Below are 16,177 nucleotides of genomic sequence, written 5' to 3'. Positions count from 1 at the left end.
CCTTCTGCTCCTCAAGTACGTGTCGTGCGCTTATAGCCTATGCCGCGTTTGTAATGCGTAGCGGCTGCTCCTCACCACGGGCTGCTGCAGCGGTGACCACAACCTTGACCACACCTTCTTCTGAGGGCAGATCAAACATCGTTTGCTGCAACAGTTCCTCACAGATCGAGCGCAGACCACGTGCTCCGGTCTTGCGCTCAAGCGCTAAGTGAGCAATCTCGTGTAAGGCCTCATCTTCAAACTCGAGCGCGCAGCCCTCGAGCTGAAACATACGACGATATTGCCGCACAATGGCATTTTTAGGCTCAGTCAAAATGCGAACGAGATCATCCTCATCCAAGGCCGAAGTTCGTGTAATAACTGGCGTTCTACCTACAAACTCTGGAATCATGCCGAAGGCATTGAGATCTGAGGGAAGAACCTGGCGAAGCAAGTCGTTTTCATCAGCGCTCAAAGGACCTGCAATTTCAGAATTGAAGCCCACGCCTTTATTGCCCACTCGATCAGACACGATCTTATCCAGCCCCACAAAAGCTCCTCCACAGATGAACAGGATATTCGTGGTATCGATCTGCAGCAGCTCTTGTTGAGGATGTTTTCTTCCCCCCGTTGGTGGAACGCTCGCAACCGTTCCCTCAAGAATCTTTAAAAGAGCTTGTTGCACTCCCTCACCCGAAACATCACGGGTGATTGAGAGGTTTTCTGCCTTGCGAGCAATCTTGTCGATCTCATCGACATAGACGATGCCAATCTCGGCACGGCTAATATCGCCATCGGCAGCATTGATGAGCTTCAGCAAGATATTCTCTACGTCTTCGCCCACATACCCTGCCTCAGTGAGCGCTGTAGCATCAGCAATGGCAAAGGGGACTTCAAGAATACGAGCGAGTGTTTGAGCAAGTAAGGTCTTACCCGTGCCCGTAGGACCTAAGAGCAAGATGTTTGACTTCGCAAGCTCAACATCTGCGAGCGCCTCATCGTCGGACTCTTGGGCAGCAGCGCCTTCAAGTACACGGCGATAGTGGTTATACACAGCAACCGACATGGCGCGCTTTGCCTCAACTTGACCCATCACATACTGAGATAGCTCATCGTAAATCTCATGAGGGGTCGGAACGCGACGAATGAGATCCGCTGGCTGCGTTGGTTCTTCTTCAGCTACATCAGACTCTGGTACAAAGGCTCTTTGAGAATCTTCCTCAGCGGCAAACGGCATGCCATAGCGGGCGGCATTCATAAAATCTTGAGCTAAGGACTCTTCTAAGATCTCAGAGCAGGCGGCAACGCACTCATCACAAATGAAGGTATTGCTCGGCCCTTTCACGAGCTTGCGAACCTGATCTTGGGTCTTGCCGCAAAATGAGCAGCGCACCGTCTCCTCTACCTCGTCCCCAGTAATATCAGTCCCGTCTGTGGTCATTACTCCACACCCTTCGCGGCCTCGGATCGGGAGGTCACAATACGATCAACCAAGCCATATGACAAAGCCTCTTCGGCGACCATGAAATTATCGCGCTCGGTATCTGCCTGAATCTTGGCAACACTTTGGCCGGTTGCTTCAGACAAAATCTTGTTCAGACGCTCACGCGTTGAGCGGATCTCTGCAGCCAAAATCTCGATTTCAGTCTGCTGACCACGAGCGCCACCACTTGGCTGGTGGATCATCACCGTTGAATTAGGAAGGCAAAAACGCTTGCCCTTCTCACCACACGCAAGAAGCACGGCGGCCATAGAAGCAGCCATACCAACGCAAATGGTAGAAACTGCCGGCTTGATATAGTTCATAGTATCAAGAATAGCCAGGCCAGAGGTAATCTCTCCACCGGGCGAGTTGATGTAGAGCGAGATATCCTTCTCAGAATCTTGGCTCTCTAAATGCAAGAGCTGCGCAATCACAAGATTTGCCGTAACTGAATTGACCTCATCGCCTAAAAACACGATGCGGTCGTTTAACAGTCGAGAATAAATATCAAAGCTTCGCTCGCCACGCGGTGTCTGCTCGACCACCATAGGTACGAGTGCCGATTCAATCCGAGATAGCATAGCTTCCCTTCCTCTCACAAGCCCTCAAGGAGCGTACGGTGCCCGATCGCCGGAAGCGAATCGAGGCACCGCATCATACTTCAGGTTATCCGGGATTTATGTACCCAAGTGAGCAAAGCTTACTCGGATGTCTGCTCCTCCTCTGATCCCTCATCAGATTTGGCAAACTCGTCAACCTCGGTAACGACCGCAGTCTCAACCAGCCAGTCAACCGCCTTCGAACGACGAATTGAATCGCGGATAGCAGGAATGCGACCCTCAGCCGTGAATTGAGCACGGCTGGCCTCAATATCCTCTACGCCTGCACGGCTAAACTCAGCGTCCACATCCTCGTCGGTCACCTCAATTGCACGCTCACGAGCCAGAGCATCAAGCGCCAAGGACTCACGTGCAACATCATCAGCCTGATGATGCAGGTCATGGATGAACTGATCTGAGCTCAAGCCATTTGCTTGCAGCCATGCATCAAGCGTCAGACCTTGCGCAGAAAGGCTCTGCAAGAAGTTCTGACCCAGCTCCTGAAAGACTGACTGCTCATAGTCTGGATCCATCTCGTCGAGCTCTAAGCGCTCAGCCAGGGCGGAAACCACGCGATTCTCCTTGAGCTGCGGCAAGGTTGAGGTCTTATCTGCCTCGAGCTCGAGCTTCACGGCATCACGCATGGCAGCAATGGAGTCAAACCCAAAATTCTCTTTAGCAAACTCATCGGTAAGCTCAGGAACACGACGCTCACGAATTGAGTTCACCGTAAGCTCAATCACAAGCTCAGGGGCACCGTCATCAGACTCAGCATCCTCAGGAGTCCAAGAAATGTGCTTGGTCTCCTGAGTTTTCATGCCACTCAGCGCTTCTGAGAGCTGAGTGGGCATGCCGTCTCCCCCAACGATGAACATGCGGTTCTCACCAGCTAAGGGCTCTGCATGCTCAATATTTACAACATTGGCAGAAATATAATCTCCAGCCTGAGCGGGGCGCTCAACATCTTCAAACGTTGAGTGATAGCCCATGAGCATATCAACCTGAGCGTCGATCTCGGCCTCAGTTACCTCTTGCGGAGGCATCGAAATCGCGACCGGCTCATACGAAGACAAAGAAGGCGCGGGGCGGAGCGTAAACTCAACCGCGTAGGTATAGTCCTCATGGTCAACAACCGGCTCAATATCTTGATACTCACCGTTTTTTACCGGAACAATATCGAGCTCATTCAGAACTTTTGGCTCGCTTGCGCCTAAGAGCTCGTTGGTTGCCTGAGCAAGAACAGCCTCCTTGCCAAGCATATTGTCGATCACCGGACGAGGTGCCTTGCCTGGACGAAAGCCAGGAAAGCGATACTGCTTAGCGGCGTCGCGATACGCAGACGTAATGACAGCGTCAACCTCAGCAGCAGGAATGGTAACCGTAGCGGTGAGCTTGGCATCCAACACGTCAGAAGCAGAGATGTTCAACGTTCCTCCTCAGACTCTCGGCGTTTGAGGGGAGCCGACACCCCCAGGGGCCATGCCCCTCTCTCAGCAGGTACTCCATGGTGGTGCGGGCGAAAGGACTCGAACCTTCACGGGAATCCCACCAGAACCTAAACCTGGCGCGTCTACCAATTCCGCCACGCCCGCAATTGCCACAGCCCGCATATAATAGCAGATAGACCAAAGCGCACGCCCAACAACTGAAAAAGCTTCGTTGGGCGCGCACGTTACGTCAGAGCCGATAATGGCAAAAACCTAGACAATCCCTTGAGCAAGCATGGCAGCGCTTACCTTTTCAAAGGCAGCAATATTGGCTCCTACCACGAGGTTACCCGGTTTTCCAAAACGCTCAGCCGCCTCAGAAGCCCCGCGATAAATTCCAACAATAATCTCTTGGAGCTTAGCGTCCACCTCGTCAAAGGTCCATGCCAGACGCTCTGAGTTCTGCGTCATCTCCAAGGCAGAAACAGCTACGCCACCTGCATTCGCGGCCTTACCCGGACAAAATGCAATACCGGCATCAATCAGATACTCAGTAGCATCAAGGGTCGTCGGCATATTTGCGCCTTCAGCAACCACTGAGACGCCCTGCTCAACAAGGGTACGGGCGTCTTCTAACAGAAGCTCATTTTGCGTTGCACAGGGCAGGGCAATATCACACGGAATGCTCCAGACACCTCGACCCTCGGTATAGGTGCAGCTCGGATGAGTTTTTGCATACTCAGATAAGCGAGCGCGACGCACCTCTTTGATCTCGTGAACAGCAGCCAGATCAATGCCGCCTTCCTCATAGATCCAGCCCGTTGAATCAGACATGGTTTGCACACATGCACCAAGCTCGCGGGCTTTTTCAGCCGCATAGGTAGCAACATTGCCCGAGCCAGAGATATTCACCCGCTTGCCCGCAAGCTTCTCTCCCCTATGCGCCAAAAGCTCTTGAACAAAGTATACAAGGCCATAGCCTGTGGCCTCAGTACGGGCAAGTGAGCCACCCCAGCCAAGACCCTTGCCTGTCAAAACACCGGTGAACTCGTTGCGAAGGCGCTTATATTGGCCGAATAAATAGCCAATCTCGCGAGCACCGGTGCCAATATCGCCAGCAGGAACATCGGTATCAGATCCAATATGACGAGCGAGCTCAGTCATAAAGCTCTGACAAAACGTCATGACTTCGCGGTCGCTCTTTCCCTTCGGATCAAAATCAGAGCCACCCTTGCCACCACCAATGGGCAGGGTCGTCAGTGCATTCTTAAAAATTTGCTCAAAGCCTAAAAACTTCAAAATGGAAAGGTTAACACTGGGATGCAGGCGCAAGCCTCCCTTATAAGGACCCAAGGCGCTATTGAACTGTACGCGAAAACCACGATTTACCTGAACTCGACCAGCATCATCTACCCACGGCACCCGAAACATCACCACGCGCTCAGGCTCAACCAAGCGCTCAAGAACCGCTGCTTCCTCATATGCCGGATTTGCATCCACAGCCTCCGCGATGCTGGTGAGCACCTCCTCGGCCGCCTGAATAAACTCCGGCTGATCGGCGTAGCGCTTTGTAAGCTCGTCGATAATCCGCTGCGTATAGCCCATGCGATCCTCCTTGTCCTGCATCTTCGCACCACTCATCGGCGCAAAGCCAGAAGCATAATAGTCTTCTGTTTACTGTATTCATTTCATACCCGCTCGCTGAAACCGATGCGCAACACTTACAACAATCACGCATCGCATGAGCAATGCTTCTCTTGTAAGGATACAAAGGTGGGAATGCGAGATGCGCAGACTGAAGCAACGCAATGAGCTCCCAATCAAATCCTGCGTAAGAACTCCATGAGAACAAATACGTTGAGACCAGATATCTGCGTTATTTGGACAAAAACAACAGGACAGCATGTGGAAATAAGGCACAACTGATGCACAGACGAATGAGTTCTAGGATTTTCTTTGCTTCACGGAACAAAAACCCCTATACTTCTCCCGTGGACGCCGGGACGTGGCGCAGTTTGGTAGCGCGCCTGCTTTGGGAGCAGGATGTCGCAGGTTCAAATCCTGTCGTCCCGACCATTTTTGCGGGCGTAGTTCATTGGTAGAACCTCAGCCTTCCAAGCTGATGAGGCGGGTTCGATTCCCGTCGCCCGCTCCACACTCTTTTTATCTTTTGAATTTGATACGGTCGGGTGCGCGTTTGGCGAGCGTGTCCTTGGGGTTTCGTGCTTGAGCGCAGTTCCTCATACGAAAATCTTGACTCAACGATCGAACTGGTACTCTGTGGGCACGCAATTTTACAATCTCTTACTCATCAGGATTTGTATAGCCTGCCAGCTTAGCGGTGCAATGAGGGCAACGCGTAGCCTCGTCAGCAATTTCTTCAAAGCAATAGGCGCAATGTCGAGGCTCAGGCGCGGCAGGAGTCTCGGGCTTTTCTAGACCCATTCGCTTTGCTGCAGCCTCTTTTACTGCATGGAATCGATTCATAGCCTTGATAATGGCAAATACCGCAGCTGCGGTCAGTAAGAAATTGATGATTGCAGAAATGAATGCACTGAAATCAATACTATTGCCGCTGAGATTTACAGAAAGCCCGCTTACTCCATCTACGCCGCCTGTTAAAAAGGAGATGAGGGGCTGCATGATGTTTTTAACCAAGGAGTTTACAACTGCGGTAAAGGCACCCCCGATAATGACACCGACGGCAAGATCTATGACATTGCCTCGGGAAATGAATTCCATAAACTCCTGAACAATCGTTTTCTTCTGCGACATGTATATCTCCTCTGAGCAGTCTTGCGTTTGTGTATCCTCACTATAGCACCACCAAAGCGTGCGCTTATATCCTTTGCCAGGTCATGACCTGTGCGCCACTGTGCAGGTGCAGTTTGAAGCATTGAGATTCTAGCCTGTTTTTCGGCTTATGATTTGTGCTTTTCAGTGCGGTTTGCAGGGGGTAGAAATTTTATAAGATCTGCAGAAGCGTCTGCGCCTTGAAGGTTGTAGCATGGTGAGTACATCCTCTCAGTTCTTTTAAAGGTGGTACACATGGCATCGATCCTGCGCCGGATTCATCTTGCCCGTCGGCTGCGCGAAGAAATCGCTGGCGGGCTTTTAACTGATCATCACCGTGTTGGCTTTCTTGCCCGCCGTGATCTGCACAATTTTCGCGATAGTGGACGCCTTCTCTGCTTGGTCCTTATCGTTTCTGTTCTGATGGGAGTTGCTGCATGGGCATTTTTAAGCTCGCTGTCTTTTGTAACTCACGTCCGCGAAGGCCAACCAGCTCTCTTTCTCCTCTTGCCGGTAGTGGGTGTTTTGACTGTGTGGTTGTACCGAACATATGGTGGCCGCGCTACGAAAGGTAATAATCTCGTTATTGAGAGCGCTGGAACTGGCCTTTTAATCAAAGCTCGCATGGCTATTTTGACCTTTACCTGTTCTGTGGCTACTCATCTTGCAGGAGGATCAGCTGGACGTGAAGGTACTGCGGTGCAGATTGGTGGCACCATTGCAAGTAATGTCAGCGGGCTTGCAAAGCTTAAAACCTATGATCATCGTGATCTGGTTCTCGCAGGCATTTCAGCGGCGTTTGGTGCTGTTTTTGGAACGCCGCTTGCTGGAGCCTTCTTTGGCATGGAGATGTGCTTTGTTGGAAAGCTGGAGTACGGTGTTGCCCTGTATTGCCTCGTTGCTTCGTTTACTGGCGACGCAGTTGCTCGTTTTTTGGGAGCGCACCACGGAGTCAATCTGATTACGGCGGTTCCTGCGCTTTCGATTAAGACCTTAGGCTTGTCTCTTGTCGCTGCAATTATCTTTGGTTGGATTGCTCGCCTTTTCACCGCACTTATTCGGACGATTAAGCAACTCTATGCGCGTTGGGCAGGGCACTATATCGTTCCTATTCTTGCTGGATCGATCGTGTTAACACTCCTCTTTCTCTTTACGGGAGCACGGCATTACGCCGGTCTTTCTGAGTGGATGGTGCCTGCCGCATTTGCCGGAAAAACAAGCTTGATCGACGTAGCATCAAAACTCATCCTGACTTGTCTGACACTCGGAACGGGCTTTCAAGGCGGAGAAGTGACCCCGCTGTTTGGAATCGGTGCTGCACTTGGTGGCTGGCTCGGCACACTGGTCGGTTTAGATCCAACACTTCCTGCCGCCTTAGGTATGCTTGCCGTTTTTGGCTCGGCTTTAAATGTGCCTGTTACTACCATCATGCTCGCTATAGATCTTTTTGGTGGCGTTGGTATGCACTATTTTGTCATTGTGGTCTTTGTGAGCTACTTCATCACCGGCCATCATGGCGTATACACCGCTCAGCGCATTATGAGTCCAAAGCGTCGCTCACTTACCCCTGATGCACGGCATACGGTGGCAGAAGCTATTGCACATGTGGAAGAAATGAACCCGGTAGATACGAAGAGCGAGTAGTTTGACGATACTTTCTCAGCCGCAAGATGTTGAGCAGGTAGACATACGTTCAGCTGAGAGCAGGCTCAGCATGACCTGGGGATCCCAACCACGTACTCCCGTACTAGCCATAGCCTGCCCTCCTGTGCTACCATTGGTCACGAAGACCCCGGAACGATCACCAGCTTTGGCTGTATTGCCGGGGTTACCGTTTTCCAACGCTTTATACGTGCTTCGGTGAGAATATCTGCATAGAGTAGGTACTGCCAGATAGCCCCTCACCGATGTTTGTTTCTTAGTCTACCCCGCTTCAGGGATTCGCAGCACTTCTGCCTTAGGGGGCAAAGCTCATTGTTCCAAAGTCTTCAGATTTGATAATGCTTGTAATTCGTCTCACTATTTGATCTCTTGTTTTTCTAGGACATGGTTCGGTTTCTTAAAACAATACGTACTTAGAGATCGTGAGCCGAGAGCCATGAAGCAATATCTTGCATCACGCGCTTTCGGCACGGCTCATTTAAGATTTCGTGGCGGTATCCTTCATACAAAATGACCTCAATATCGGTAAGGCCTGCTGAGCGATACATTGCAGCTGCACGCCCAACGCCGACTCCAGCATCCCCCACCGGATCCTCACTACCGGCAATAAACAACAGCGGAAGATCCTTTGAAATCTTTGCCGCTCGACGCTTGCTTTGAGCTTCAGCCGAAAGATTGATCAGTGTGCGGTATCCACCCACTGAAAACCGATGACCGCAGCATGGGTCTGCGCGATACGCATCCACAACTGCAGGATCAACTGAGAGCCAATCAAGCGGCGTACGAGCGCTTTTGATTGCTCGAGAAAAGCCACCGGTAACTAAGGTATCAAGCAAGCGAAGTTGAGTATGTTCCCCGTGAAAACGTGCAAGCAGGGCAGTCATCAGCTTTCCAAAGCTCAGCAAGGCACCCGGCTGCTGACCGGTTCCGCAAATAATTGCAGCCGATACTCCGGTTGCATACAGACCGAGATAAGAACGCACAACAAAGCTTCCCATGGAGTGGCCAAAAAGAATCAACGGCTTCTCGCTGCCTCGAACAGGCTCCTGCGCCTGATCCAGACTCGTTAGACGTGTGCGAAGTATGTCATGCATGGCATGCGTATCTTCAACCAAAATTTTGGAGCCTCCACGAAACGGGATATGCCCAAGACGCTCCCTATCAGGCGCGGTATGACCGTGGCCCACATGATCATGAATTCCAACCAGATAGCCCAGATGCGCAAGAAAGTCTGCAAAGGCCTCGTAGCGACCGCCATGTTCTTCCATGCCGTGCACAAGCTGAATTGCCCCGCGCACAGCAGTTTCCGGCTCAGGCATCCAAAGCCGAGCGAATACCTGAGAGGTGCCATCGGCGCTCAGAAAGGTTAACGTTTCCATTTGAATGGAACTTGCCATAGCGATTCCCAACTCTTTGAGATCGATCTTAAAACTCAGTGAAGCACACGGGCTCCACCTGAGCCTGCTCGTTGCCTGCAAGCGCCTCACGTAGTGCCATCAAAAAAGCCTGCTCGTGACCTGCGTGAAAGTGAAGGTGAGCCTGAACCTTGTCGCTATAGTCGGTGCGAACAACCTTGCCTCCTAAGCGTTCTACAAGATCCAAAACGCGGGCATGATCAGCATATTCAAGGGTGAGAGCTACCGGAGCAACCGGGCACATCTCAATAATCATCTGCTCTGATTCAGCCTGCTCAATTGCTGCGCGCGCAGCGCCCGCATACGCACGTACCAAGCCGCCCGGACCTAAAAGGACACCACCAAAATAGCGAACCGTTACACAGGAAATATCACGTAAGCCATAGCCGCGAAGCACCTCAAGCGTCGGCATACCGCTCGTGCGCTGCGGCTCACCATCATCGCTTGCACGCTCAGTTCCGTCAGCCAAAATCCAAGCCGGAACGTGGTGGCGAGCTGCATGATGAGCAGATCTCAGGCCTGCAAGATGGGCAGCAGCTTCCTCTTCAGATGATACGTGCGCAATCTCAGCAATAAAGCGAGAACGCCGATCTTGAAGCTCAGCACACACGCGCGTGCCAGGCCGGAGTGTCTTATAGGCCTCCACGCTACCTCCCAACGTATGCGAAGCCGTGCTCAAAGCAACATACAAATTCAAGGAGCGGATAAGAAAAGCGAAGCGGATCGATAAGCCGGGTTCTGTCGTGGACGATCATTTATCTTGTCCATGCGTTACCACATGGCTCCTCGCACGCTACCCGAGTGCGGATCGGGCAGATCCATAGCACTCCTATTCGCGCTTGCTCCGGATGGGGCTTGCCAAGCCGCCGTGTTACCACGACGCTGGTAGTCTCTTACACTACCGTTTCAGCTTTTCCCTTAACGGTTGCCCGCCAGTGGGAGTCTTCTTTTCTGCGGCGCTTTCCGTCGAATCACTCCGCCCGGCCGTTAGCCGGCATCCAGCCCTTTGGAGCCCGGACTTTCCTCACGCCCGGAAAGCCCCGGGTCGCGCGATCGTCTGACCCGCTTCGCACAAGGATTGTAACATCCGAGCCGTTACCAGGCGCAGGATTAAGAGTTTTTCATGACGACGTTTTCGATCGTCTCAGCAACCATCTCAATGCTATCGGCTGTAATCTCCAAGAAGGTATACACGTCTCGCCAGGCAATAACCTCAAGCGTTTCGAGGGAAGCATCTGTATGGAGCCTGCGCATCGACTCAATATAGAGCTCGTCGCACTCCCCCTCCATCGTATTAATCGCAACAACCTGATTCTTTAAGGTCTTCGACCGCTTAAAGCGTGGGAGCTCGCGCACCAGCTCTTCCATGCTCTCGCAGGCCTTCACGATCATGCCAGCCATATTGAGCGCACTCGGGCGCATTTCACGCACATTGGTGAAGTAAATGCGATGCAAGATACCCTCAATATGATCGGTTACCGCATCGAGGCGCTCTGAGAGCATGGCAATGTCTTCACGCTCAATAGGCGTGATGAAAGCAGAAACCAAGGCGTCAGAAATCTCGTGGTTCAACTCATCTCCCGCATTCTCGAGCTCATGCATGCGCGAGAGTGCATCTTCAATCGTTTCGGGATCAAAGTTTTCCATGATCTCGAACAACATCTGTGCGGCACGTTTAGAAATTTCAGCGCACTTGATGAAAGTATTGAAGTAGAACTCATCGGATTTCTTTGCCATGGTGGTTCCTCTCTCGATGTTCGACGATACGCAAACCTGATACGCAGATGCGATCAGAAAATGAGGATGAAGATTTTTGCCATGATGAAGCTAATGAGACCACAGCCTGGGAAGGTAAAGACCCAGGTGAGCATCATGTCTTTGACTACAGAGAAATTAATAGCAGAAAGACGCTTCACCGCACCCACGCCCATGATGGCGCTCGTTTTTACATGAGTCGTAGAAACAGGAACACCCGTTAAGGTGAAGACTAAAAGTGAAAGTGAGCTGGCCAAATCTGCGGAAAAGCCTTGGTACTTTTCCAGTTTGACCATATCCATACCCACGGCCTTAATAATGCCCTCGCCACCCACCGAGGTACCAACACCCATCATGGTGGAGCACAAAAGCATCAGCCAAACTGGAATAATGACACCCTCAACGCTTGGGTGTCCATTTGCAAAGGCCATACCTAAAAAGAGCACGCCGATGAACTTCTGGCCATCCTGAGCTCCATGCATAAAGCTCATTGCAGCTGCGCCAAAGATCTGTGCGTACTTAAAAAACACGTTGGCCGGACGACGCTCAACGCGTGCAAACAACATGGTTACTGCCTTGCAAACAAAATAGCCAAACAAAAAGCCACCGATGAGCGAGAACACCAGGCCAACGATCACCTTTGCCCACTCATCCATATTGATACCACTCGCTCCTCCAAGGGCAAGTGCGGCACCAGTAAGGCCAGCAATGAGGCTGTGGCTCTCTGAGGTTGGAATACCAAATTTAGCGGCACCTGCGCTATAGACCACAATGGAGAACAGGGCTGCGCAAAGCGCCACGATGGCATTGCTAGTATCTGCACCAAAATCCACCATATTCGAAATGGTGGATGCAACGCTGGCATTAATATGCGTCATGACCAAAACGCCCAAGAAGTTCAGAATGGCGCTCATGATAATTGCTGGGCGCACGCGCATACACCGCGTGGTAACACAGGTGGCAATGGCGTTTGGTGCGTCTGTCCACCCATTAACGAAGATAACGCCCAATGTGAGCACAACAGTAATAGCAAGCGCTGGCGACGAAAGCACTTGCTGGACGAAGTAGGATAACGATACGTCCACGGTCAACTCTTCCTTCTCGGGGATGCAGTTCTGAAAGACACCCCTCTGTGTCAGAATCGCGTCTAGCATAGCATTACGAGAAGCATACATTGCCCATACTTAAGATTTGCTGTGTAAGGTTATCGTAAGGTCTCACGTTACTTGAGGTGAGTTTGAGCGATTTTGAATCAGGAAAAAGAGGTACTCCAACGGGATCGAGTCGCCTTACATCAGGCAACGAACGCGTATTTTCCGCCTTCGAGTATGAGTCGGTGCTCGAACGATAGTGAGCCGGTGCTCGAACGAAAGAAAGCTGGCGGCTCACATACTGGGATTCTGAGGTTGATCGATATCATGCAGGTGCTCGGGCGTTGAAACAGATGACTCGCAAACGATCAGTTGAACTGGAAGAGCCTGGTTTCCATCCAAAACAAACAGCCTCTTCGCAAAACATTGCTGTTGCGAAGAGGCTTGTGCTCAACATCTCTTGTCTTGAGCACTACAGAGTAGCTGCAGTTCCTATTATGCGTGCGGGCTAGAGCCTAGTCGAGATCATCCATAGCAAAATTGGACTGAGGCGCAAAGGGGTCAGCAGCCGGTGCTGGAGCTTGAACAGGAGCTGCTGGCATGGTCAGCGCCGGGGATGCAGGAGATCCCGATCCCGTTGGCAAGTTGGACATGAGCTCAGCTGGAAAGGAGTTTTGAGCATCATCCATGAAGTGCTGAATGAGGTTCAGATACTGATTCTTAAACTCCTCACGGGATGCCTTCAAGCGATCAATCTCAGCAATCTCATTTTGCTTCTCAGCCAGAGCCTGGCGAATCACCTCGCGCGCCTTCGCATCCGCCTCGGTGCGAATACGCTCTGCATTATCGTTAGCCTCAGCAACAATGGCATCTGCCGTTTGCTGGGCAGCAATGAGGGCTGCAGAGATCTGGCGCTCAGTTGCAGCTGTGGAAGGCTCAACCACCGCAGCAGGAGCTGCCAACGCAGAGCCACCAGAGGTGCGCTCGCGCTCAAGCTCGGATCGAGCCTCTGCAAGCTGCTGCTCGGTAGCAGTCAAACGACCTTTTAAATCCACAATCTTATTGAGCATTGCATCAACCTCAGCTGAGATGCGCTCTAAAAACTCATCGACCTCAACTGGGTTGTATCCGTGCTTTGCCTTGCTAAATTGCTGGACTTGAATGTCTGCCGGTGTAATAGCCATGAATAACAGTCCTTTCGTTGCTGGATACGCGAAAGCTCGCGATCTAGGCCATAGACATCATAGTAGTAAGAACAATCTGCTCAACCAGTTTAAGCACAATAATTGCCGCTACTGGCGAGAAATCCATGCCTCCAATAGGTGGAATGACTCGCCGAAAGATGCTCAAATATGGCTCAACAATTGAGGCTAAAACTGCAGCCAGATCAGAGATCAGGCCGTCTTGCCTACGTGGGAACCATGAGAGCAAGCAGTACACGAGAACGAGCAAGCTATAGAAGTTAAACAGTGACTCAGTGAGTCTCATGATCGATAAAAACACGTAGGCCTACTTTTTGAGATAACCCTCTTGGCGAAGTTTTGCCAGATCGGATTCCCGAACCTCGCTACCCGCCGGAAGGACAATGAATAAACGGTCTCCGAGCTCGCGGACAGTTGCACCAAGACCGCACGCAAAACCATAGCTAAAGTCAAGCACGCGCTTGGCAACCTCGGTTCTCACACCAGCAAAGACCAAAACAACCGGTTGCTTGGTGCGAACACGGCGAACGACAGTCTCAACATCGTCATAGCTCTCTGGCCGCAAAATAAATGCAGGAAGCTGCGGTGTTGCATGAATGGCTTGAGCTGTGCGAGTTGCTATAGGATCGGGCGAGCTTGCCGGGGCAGCAGATGCATACCGAACGGATTCAGCATAGCTCGATGGCGTGTCATACGCACCAGGGCGCATCGCAGCATCTGCGCTACGAGCAGGTGGAGCATAGGTTGAAACATGGCGATCCGCATCCCCTACCAACTCACCGCTGCGGGTGTAGACGGCGATGCTTTCTGCCTCACCGCGACGCGTCTGGCCAAGCACGCCGGAACGCTGGCCATCATCTGCTCGAGCTGGATACGCCGAATCGGGCATATGATACGCATCATCGCCATAGGGATCCTGCGAAGGATCGTCATAATACTCATCGACATAGTCATCATCTTCATGACCGTAGGCGGCATTGCCGCCCAGACCAAAGGGGAGTCTGCCTTTGATCTCATCTAGGAAGCCCATACTTCCCCGCCTCTCTGCCTGGTGCGTTCAGATCTCATGTGCAAGATCGGCATTGTGTCCGATCTGTTTATTTTAGCGCAAACACAGGATCGAAGACCACTCTACCAAGTCGAACGATTGTAGAACCCTCTGAGACGGCCTCCTCAAAATCCTCGCTCATCCCACAGGAAAGCTCTACGAGATTAAGATCTGGGTGGCAAGAAACAAGCTCGTCGCGCAAGAGACGCAAGCCCTCAAAGCAGTGACGCGCCTCATCAGCGTTGCCCCGTGGTGCCATGGTCATCAGTCCGCAGATCCGAATGCCAGAAAGCTCCTTCAAATCATCAATTGCAGCACGGAGTTCATCGGGTGAAAATCCAGCCTTGGTACGCTCTCCTGAGACATTCACCTCAAGAAGCACCGCCTGCTCAGAAAAATGAGGATCCTCCCCTGCCAGGCGCTCTGCGCGCTTCGAGACTGCTCGCGCCAAGTGCATCGAGCTGATGGAGTGAATCAGATCAACGCGACCAAGCACTGCATTAATTTTGTTGGTTTGCAAGTTTCCAATTAGCTCAAAGTGAGGAGTAACTTCAGGCGAAGCAGCGGCAAGGCCTTGCAGCTTGGCATGTAACTCCTGTGGACGATTCTCGCCAAAAGAGCGATAGCCAACTCGAATGGCCGCCAACACCTCATCAATTCCTACCGTCTTTGAAACTGCAACTATACGTACCTCGTCTGCAGAACGGCCACTTGCAGCAGCTGCAGACGAGATACGCTCACGAATCTCAGAGAAGCGGTGTTTGAGTCCGTCCTCATAGGCATCTAGCATGTGTGCACTCCTGTTTCTGATGGCTCAGGCTCATGGTAGCGCAAGCAGCTCACACAAAAAGACAGATCCCAGCCTTCTTATGCGTGATCCTCAGATCCATCATTGAGACGACGAATATGCTCAGCCAACTGCTCATCAACTTCATCAAGCGGGACACGAGCAACAAAGCGAGCATCGCGAGCAGGATTCAGGATTGTTCCCTCTCCTGACGGGATCCTCATATCTTCCAGCTCATCGGTATCTGCATCGGCAACATCGGCCAAGCTCCAACGCTGGCCGGTCAGCATAAAGGTAATCCGTGAAGCGGCGTCGATTGAGATGGAAGCAATCCGGTCGAGATAGCGCGCAACCATTATGACGCGACGCAAATCATCCAGAGAGCTATCGCCAGCCAACTGCTCAGCACCAATGCGGTTGTAGGCACGGAAGAAACGCTCGTACATTTCATGAACAGGCTCATCTTGCTCAATGAGCGCACGAGCCAAGGTCATATCGCTATTTACTAAGGCACTAATCGTCAGGCCGAGTACCCGATACACATCTGAGGCTTGGCGCTCAATGAGATCGGCTAGCTCAGATGGCAAATCGATATCTGCCTTGACCTTCTTACGTGCTGCTCGAGCAATGCGACGTACCTTATCGCAGATACGCTGGAGGTTGTAGTTCACAAAATTGATAGTTTGCAAGGTGCGAAAGTCAGAAGCCATAGGACCTTGCATTGAAATGAGGTTATAGCAAACAACCTCAAGATTTTCGCAACGCGCATCAATATGCAAGGTCTCCTCGCGAGCTTTGGCGGCAAGCTCAGTATCATCGGTTAAAAAGGCACGGACGGCATCGTGAAGCGTGAGATCAAGGGCTTCAAAAATTGAAAGCATCTCGTGGCGTGCTTCGATGAGTTGATGAGAAAAGAGCTTGCGCATGGATGAATCT

Annotated in this window: 15 protein-coding genes, 3 tRNA genes and 1 other RNA gene; 3 read left to right on the top strand and 16 right to left on the bottom strand. The window is 51.7% G+C overall.

The window, feature by feature from the left end; genetic code table 11:
• Positions 1-37: 37 nt before the first annotated feature.
• The 5 genes from clpX to gdhA form a co-directional block, all read right to left on the bottom strand.
• On the bottom strand, positions 38-1,420 hold the full coding sequence (gene clpX / locus K6V98_RS06165; RefSeq protein ID WP_222199650.1) for an ATP-dependent Clp protease ATP-binding subunit ClpX: 1,383 nt from the start codon (positions 1,418-1,420) through the stop codon (positions 38-40).
• The gene (locus K6V98_RS06160) at positions 1,420-2,043 is read right to left on the bottom strand and encodes an ATP-dependent Clp protease proteolytic subunit (RefSeq protein WP_222199649.1); all 624 of its coding nucleotides are present in this window, start codon (positions 2,041-2,043) and stop codon (positions 1,420-1,422) included. The genes clpX and K6V98_RS06160 overlap by 1 nt, the downstream gene beginning before the upstream one ends.
• A gap of 119 nt (positions 2,044-2,162) precedes the next feature.
• Positions 2,163-3,488, bottom strand: coding sequence for a trigger factor (gene tig / locus K6V98_RS06155; RefSeq protein ID WP_222199648.1), 1,326 nt, complete (start codon positions 3,486-3,488; stop codon positions 2,163-2,165).
• 81 nt (positions 3,489-3,569) lie between these two features.
• Positions 3,570-3,653 (bottom strand) — tRNA-Leu (locus K6V98_RS06150).
• 108 nt (positions 3,654-3,761) lie between these two features.
• The gene (gene gdhA / locus K6V98_RS06145; protein WP_222199647.1) at positions 3,762-5,093 is read right to left on the bottom strand and encodes an NADP-specific glutamate dehydrogenase; all 1,332 of its coding nucleotides are present in this window, start codon (positions 5,091-5,093) and stop codon (positions 3,762-3,764) included.
• 394 nt (positions 5,094-5,487) lie between these two features.
• Here gdhA and K6V98_RS06140 point away from each other — a divergent pair.
• Positions 5,488-5,564: transfer RNA gene (locus K6V98_RS06140), tRNA-Pro, on the top strand.
• A gap of 5 nt (positions 5,565-5,569) precedes the next feature.
• Positions 5,570-5,643, top strand: a tRNA-Gly gene (locus K6V98_RS06135).
• A gap of 149 nt (positions 5,644-5,792) precedes the next feature.
• On the opposite strand, the gene mscL is transcribed toward K6V98_RS06135, so the two are convergent.
• Complete coding sequence (mscL, locus tag K6V98_RS06130; protein WP_222199646.1) at positions 5,793-6,263, bottom strand: large conductance mechanosensitive channel protein MscL; 471 nt, start codon at positions 6,261-6,263, stop codon at positions 5,793-5,795.
• Between the two features lie 273 nt (positions 6,264-6,536).
• Here mscL and K6V98_RS06125 point away from each other — a divergent pair, with 273 nt between their 5' ends.
• On the top strand, positions 6,537-7,925 hold the full coding sequence (locus K6V98_RS06125) for a chloride channel protein (protein ID WP_222199645.1): 1,389 nt from the start codon (positions 6,537-6,539) through the stop codon (positions 7,923-7,925).
• Between the two features lie 431 nt (positions 7,926-8,356).
• Here the strand turns inward: K6V98_RS06125 and K6V98_RS06120 are convergent, their stop codons facing one another.
• From K6V98_RS06120 to K6V98_RS06075, 10 genes are all read right to left on the bottom strand, one after another.
• A complete protein-coding gene (locus K6V98_RS06120; RefSeq protein WP_306792803.1) occupies positions 8,357-9,340 on the bottom strand; it encodes an alpha/beta fold hydrolase in 984 nt (327 codons plus the stop codon).
• A 28-nt stretch (positions 9,341-9,368) separates the two neighbouring features.
• A complete protein-coding gene (locus tag K6V98_RS06115; protein ID WP_222199644.1) occupies positions 9,369-10,004 on the bottom strand; it encodes an IMPACT family protein in 636 nt (211 codons plus the stop codon).
• Between the two features lie 65 nt (positions 10,005-10,069).
• An RNA gene (gene rnpB / locus K6V98_RS06110) (RNase P RNA component class A) lies at positions 10,070-10,427 on the bottom strand.
• Between the two features lie 41 nt (positions 10,428-10,468).
• Positions 10,469-11,095, bottom strand: a complete 627-nt coding sequence (locus K6V98_RS06105; protein ID WP_222199643.1) for a DUF47 domain-containing protein — start codon at positions 11,093-11,095, stop codon at positions 10,469-10,471.
• A gap of 53 nt (positions 11,096-11,148) precedes the next feature.
• A complete protein-coding gene (locus K6V98_RS06100) occupies positions 11,149-12,198 on the bottom strand; it encodes an inorganic phosphate transporter (protein WP_222199642.1) in 1,050 nt (349 codons plus the stop codon).
• Positions 12,199-12,719: 521 nt separating this feature from the next.
• Complete coding sequence (locus K6V98_RS06095) at positions 12,720-13,388, bottom strand: DivIVA domain-containing protein (RefSeq protein WP_222199641.1); 669 nt, start codon at positions 13,386-13,388, stop codon at positions 12,720-12,722.
• A gap of 43 nt (positions 13,389-13,431) precedes the next feature.
• Positions 13,432-13,707, bottom strand: a complete 276-nt coding sequence (locus K6V98_RS06090) for a YggT family protein (RefSeq protein WP_371734532.1) — start codon at positions 13,705-13,707, stop codon at positions 13,432-13,434.
• A 6-nt stretch (positions 13,708-13,713) separates the two neighbouring features.
• Positions 13,714-14,436 carry a cell division protein SepF gene (locus K6V98_RS06085; RefSeq protein ID WP_222199640.1) on the bottom strand — a complete coding sequence of 241 codons (723 nt, stop codon included), beginning with the start codon at positions 14,434-14,436 and terminating at the stop codon, positions 13,714-13,716.
• A 67-nt stretch (positions 14,437-14,503) separates the two neighbouring features.
• On the bottom strand, positions 14,504-15,244 hold the full coding sequence (locus tag K6V98_RS06080; protein ID WP_222199639.1) for a YggS family pyridoxal phosphate-dependent enzyme: 741 nt from the start codon (positions 15,242-15,244) through the stop codon (positions 14,504-14,506).
• A gap of 77 nt (positions 15,245-15,321) precedes the next feature.
• Positions 15,322-16,167, bottom strand: coding sequence for a phosphate signaling complex PhoU family protein (locus tag K6V98_RS06075; protein WP_222199638.1), 846 nt, complete (start codon positions 16,165-16,167; stop codon positions 15,322-15,324).
• Positions 16,168-16,177 lie beyond the last annotated feature (10 nt).

Source organism: Collinsella ureilytica (assembly GCF_019795105.1).
Lineage (GTDB): Bacteria > Actinomycetota > Coriobacteriia > Coriobacteriales > Coriobacteriaceae > Collinsella > Collinsella ureilytica.
This window is presented reverse-complemented; position numbering and strand designations above follow the sequence as displayed.

Coding starts and splice junctions, on each gene's coding strand:
- clpX (WP_222199650.1), bottom strand. CDS start 1,420: ATGACCACAGACGGGACTGATATTACTGGGGACGAGGTAGAGGAGACG.
- K6V98_RS06160 (WP_222199649.1), bottom strand. CDS start 2,043: ATGCTATCTCGGATTGAATCGGCACTCGTACCTATGGTGGTCGAGCAG.
- gdhA (WP_222199647.1), bottom strand. CDS start 5,093: ATGGGCTATACGCAGCGGATTATCGACGAGCTTACAAAGCGCTACGCC.
- mscL (WP_222199646.1), bottom strand. CDS start 6,263: ATGTCGCAGAAGAAAACGATTGTTCAGGAGTTTATGGAATTCATTTCC.
- K6V98_RS06125 (WP_222199645.1), top strand. CDS start 6,537: ATGGCATCGATCCTGCGCCGGATTCATCTTGCCCGTCGGCTGCGCGAA.
- K6V98_RS06120 (WP_306792803.1), bottom strand. CDS start 9,340: ATGGCAAGTTCCATTCAAATGGAAACGTTAACCTTTCTGAGCGCCGAT.
- K6V98_RS06105 (WP_222199643.1), bottom strand. CDS start 11,095: ATGGCAAAGAAATCCGATGAGTTCTACTTCAATACTTTCATCAAGTGC.
- K6V98_RS06095 (WP_222199641.1), bottom strand. CDS start 13,388: ATGGCTATTACACCGGCAGACATTCAAGTCCAGCAATTTAGCAAGGCA.
- K6V98_RS06085 (WP_222199640.1), bottom strand. CDS start 14,436: ATGGGCTTCCTAGATGAGATCAAAGGCAGACTCCCCTTTGGTCTGGGC.
- K6V98_RS06080 (WP_222199639.1), bottom strand. CDS start 15,244: ATGCTAGATGCCTATGAGGACGGACTCAAACACCGCTTCTCTGAGATT.
- K6V98_RS06075 (WP_222199638.1), bottom strand. CDS start 16,167: ATGCGCAAGCTCTTTTCTCATCAACTCATCGAAGCACGCCACGAGATG.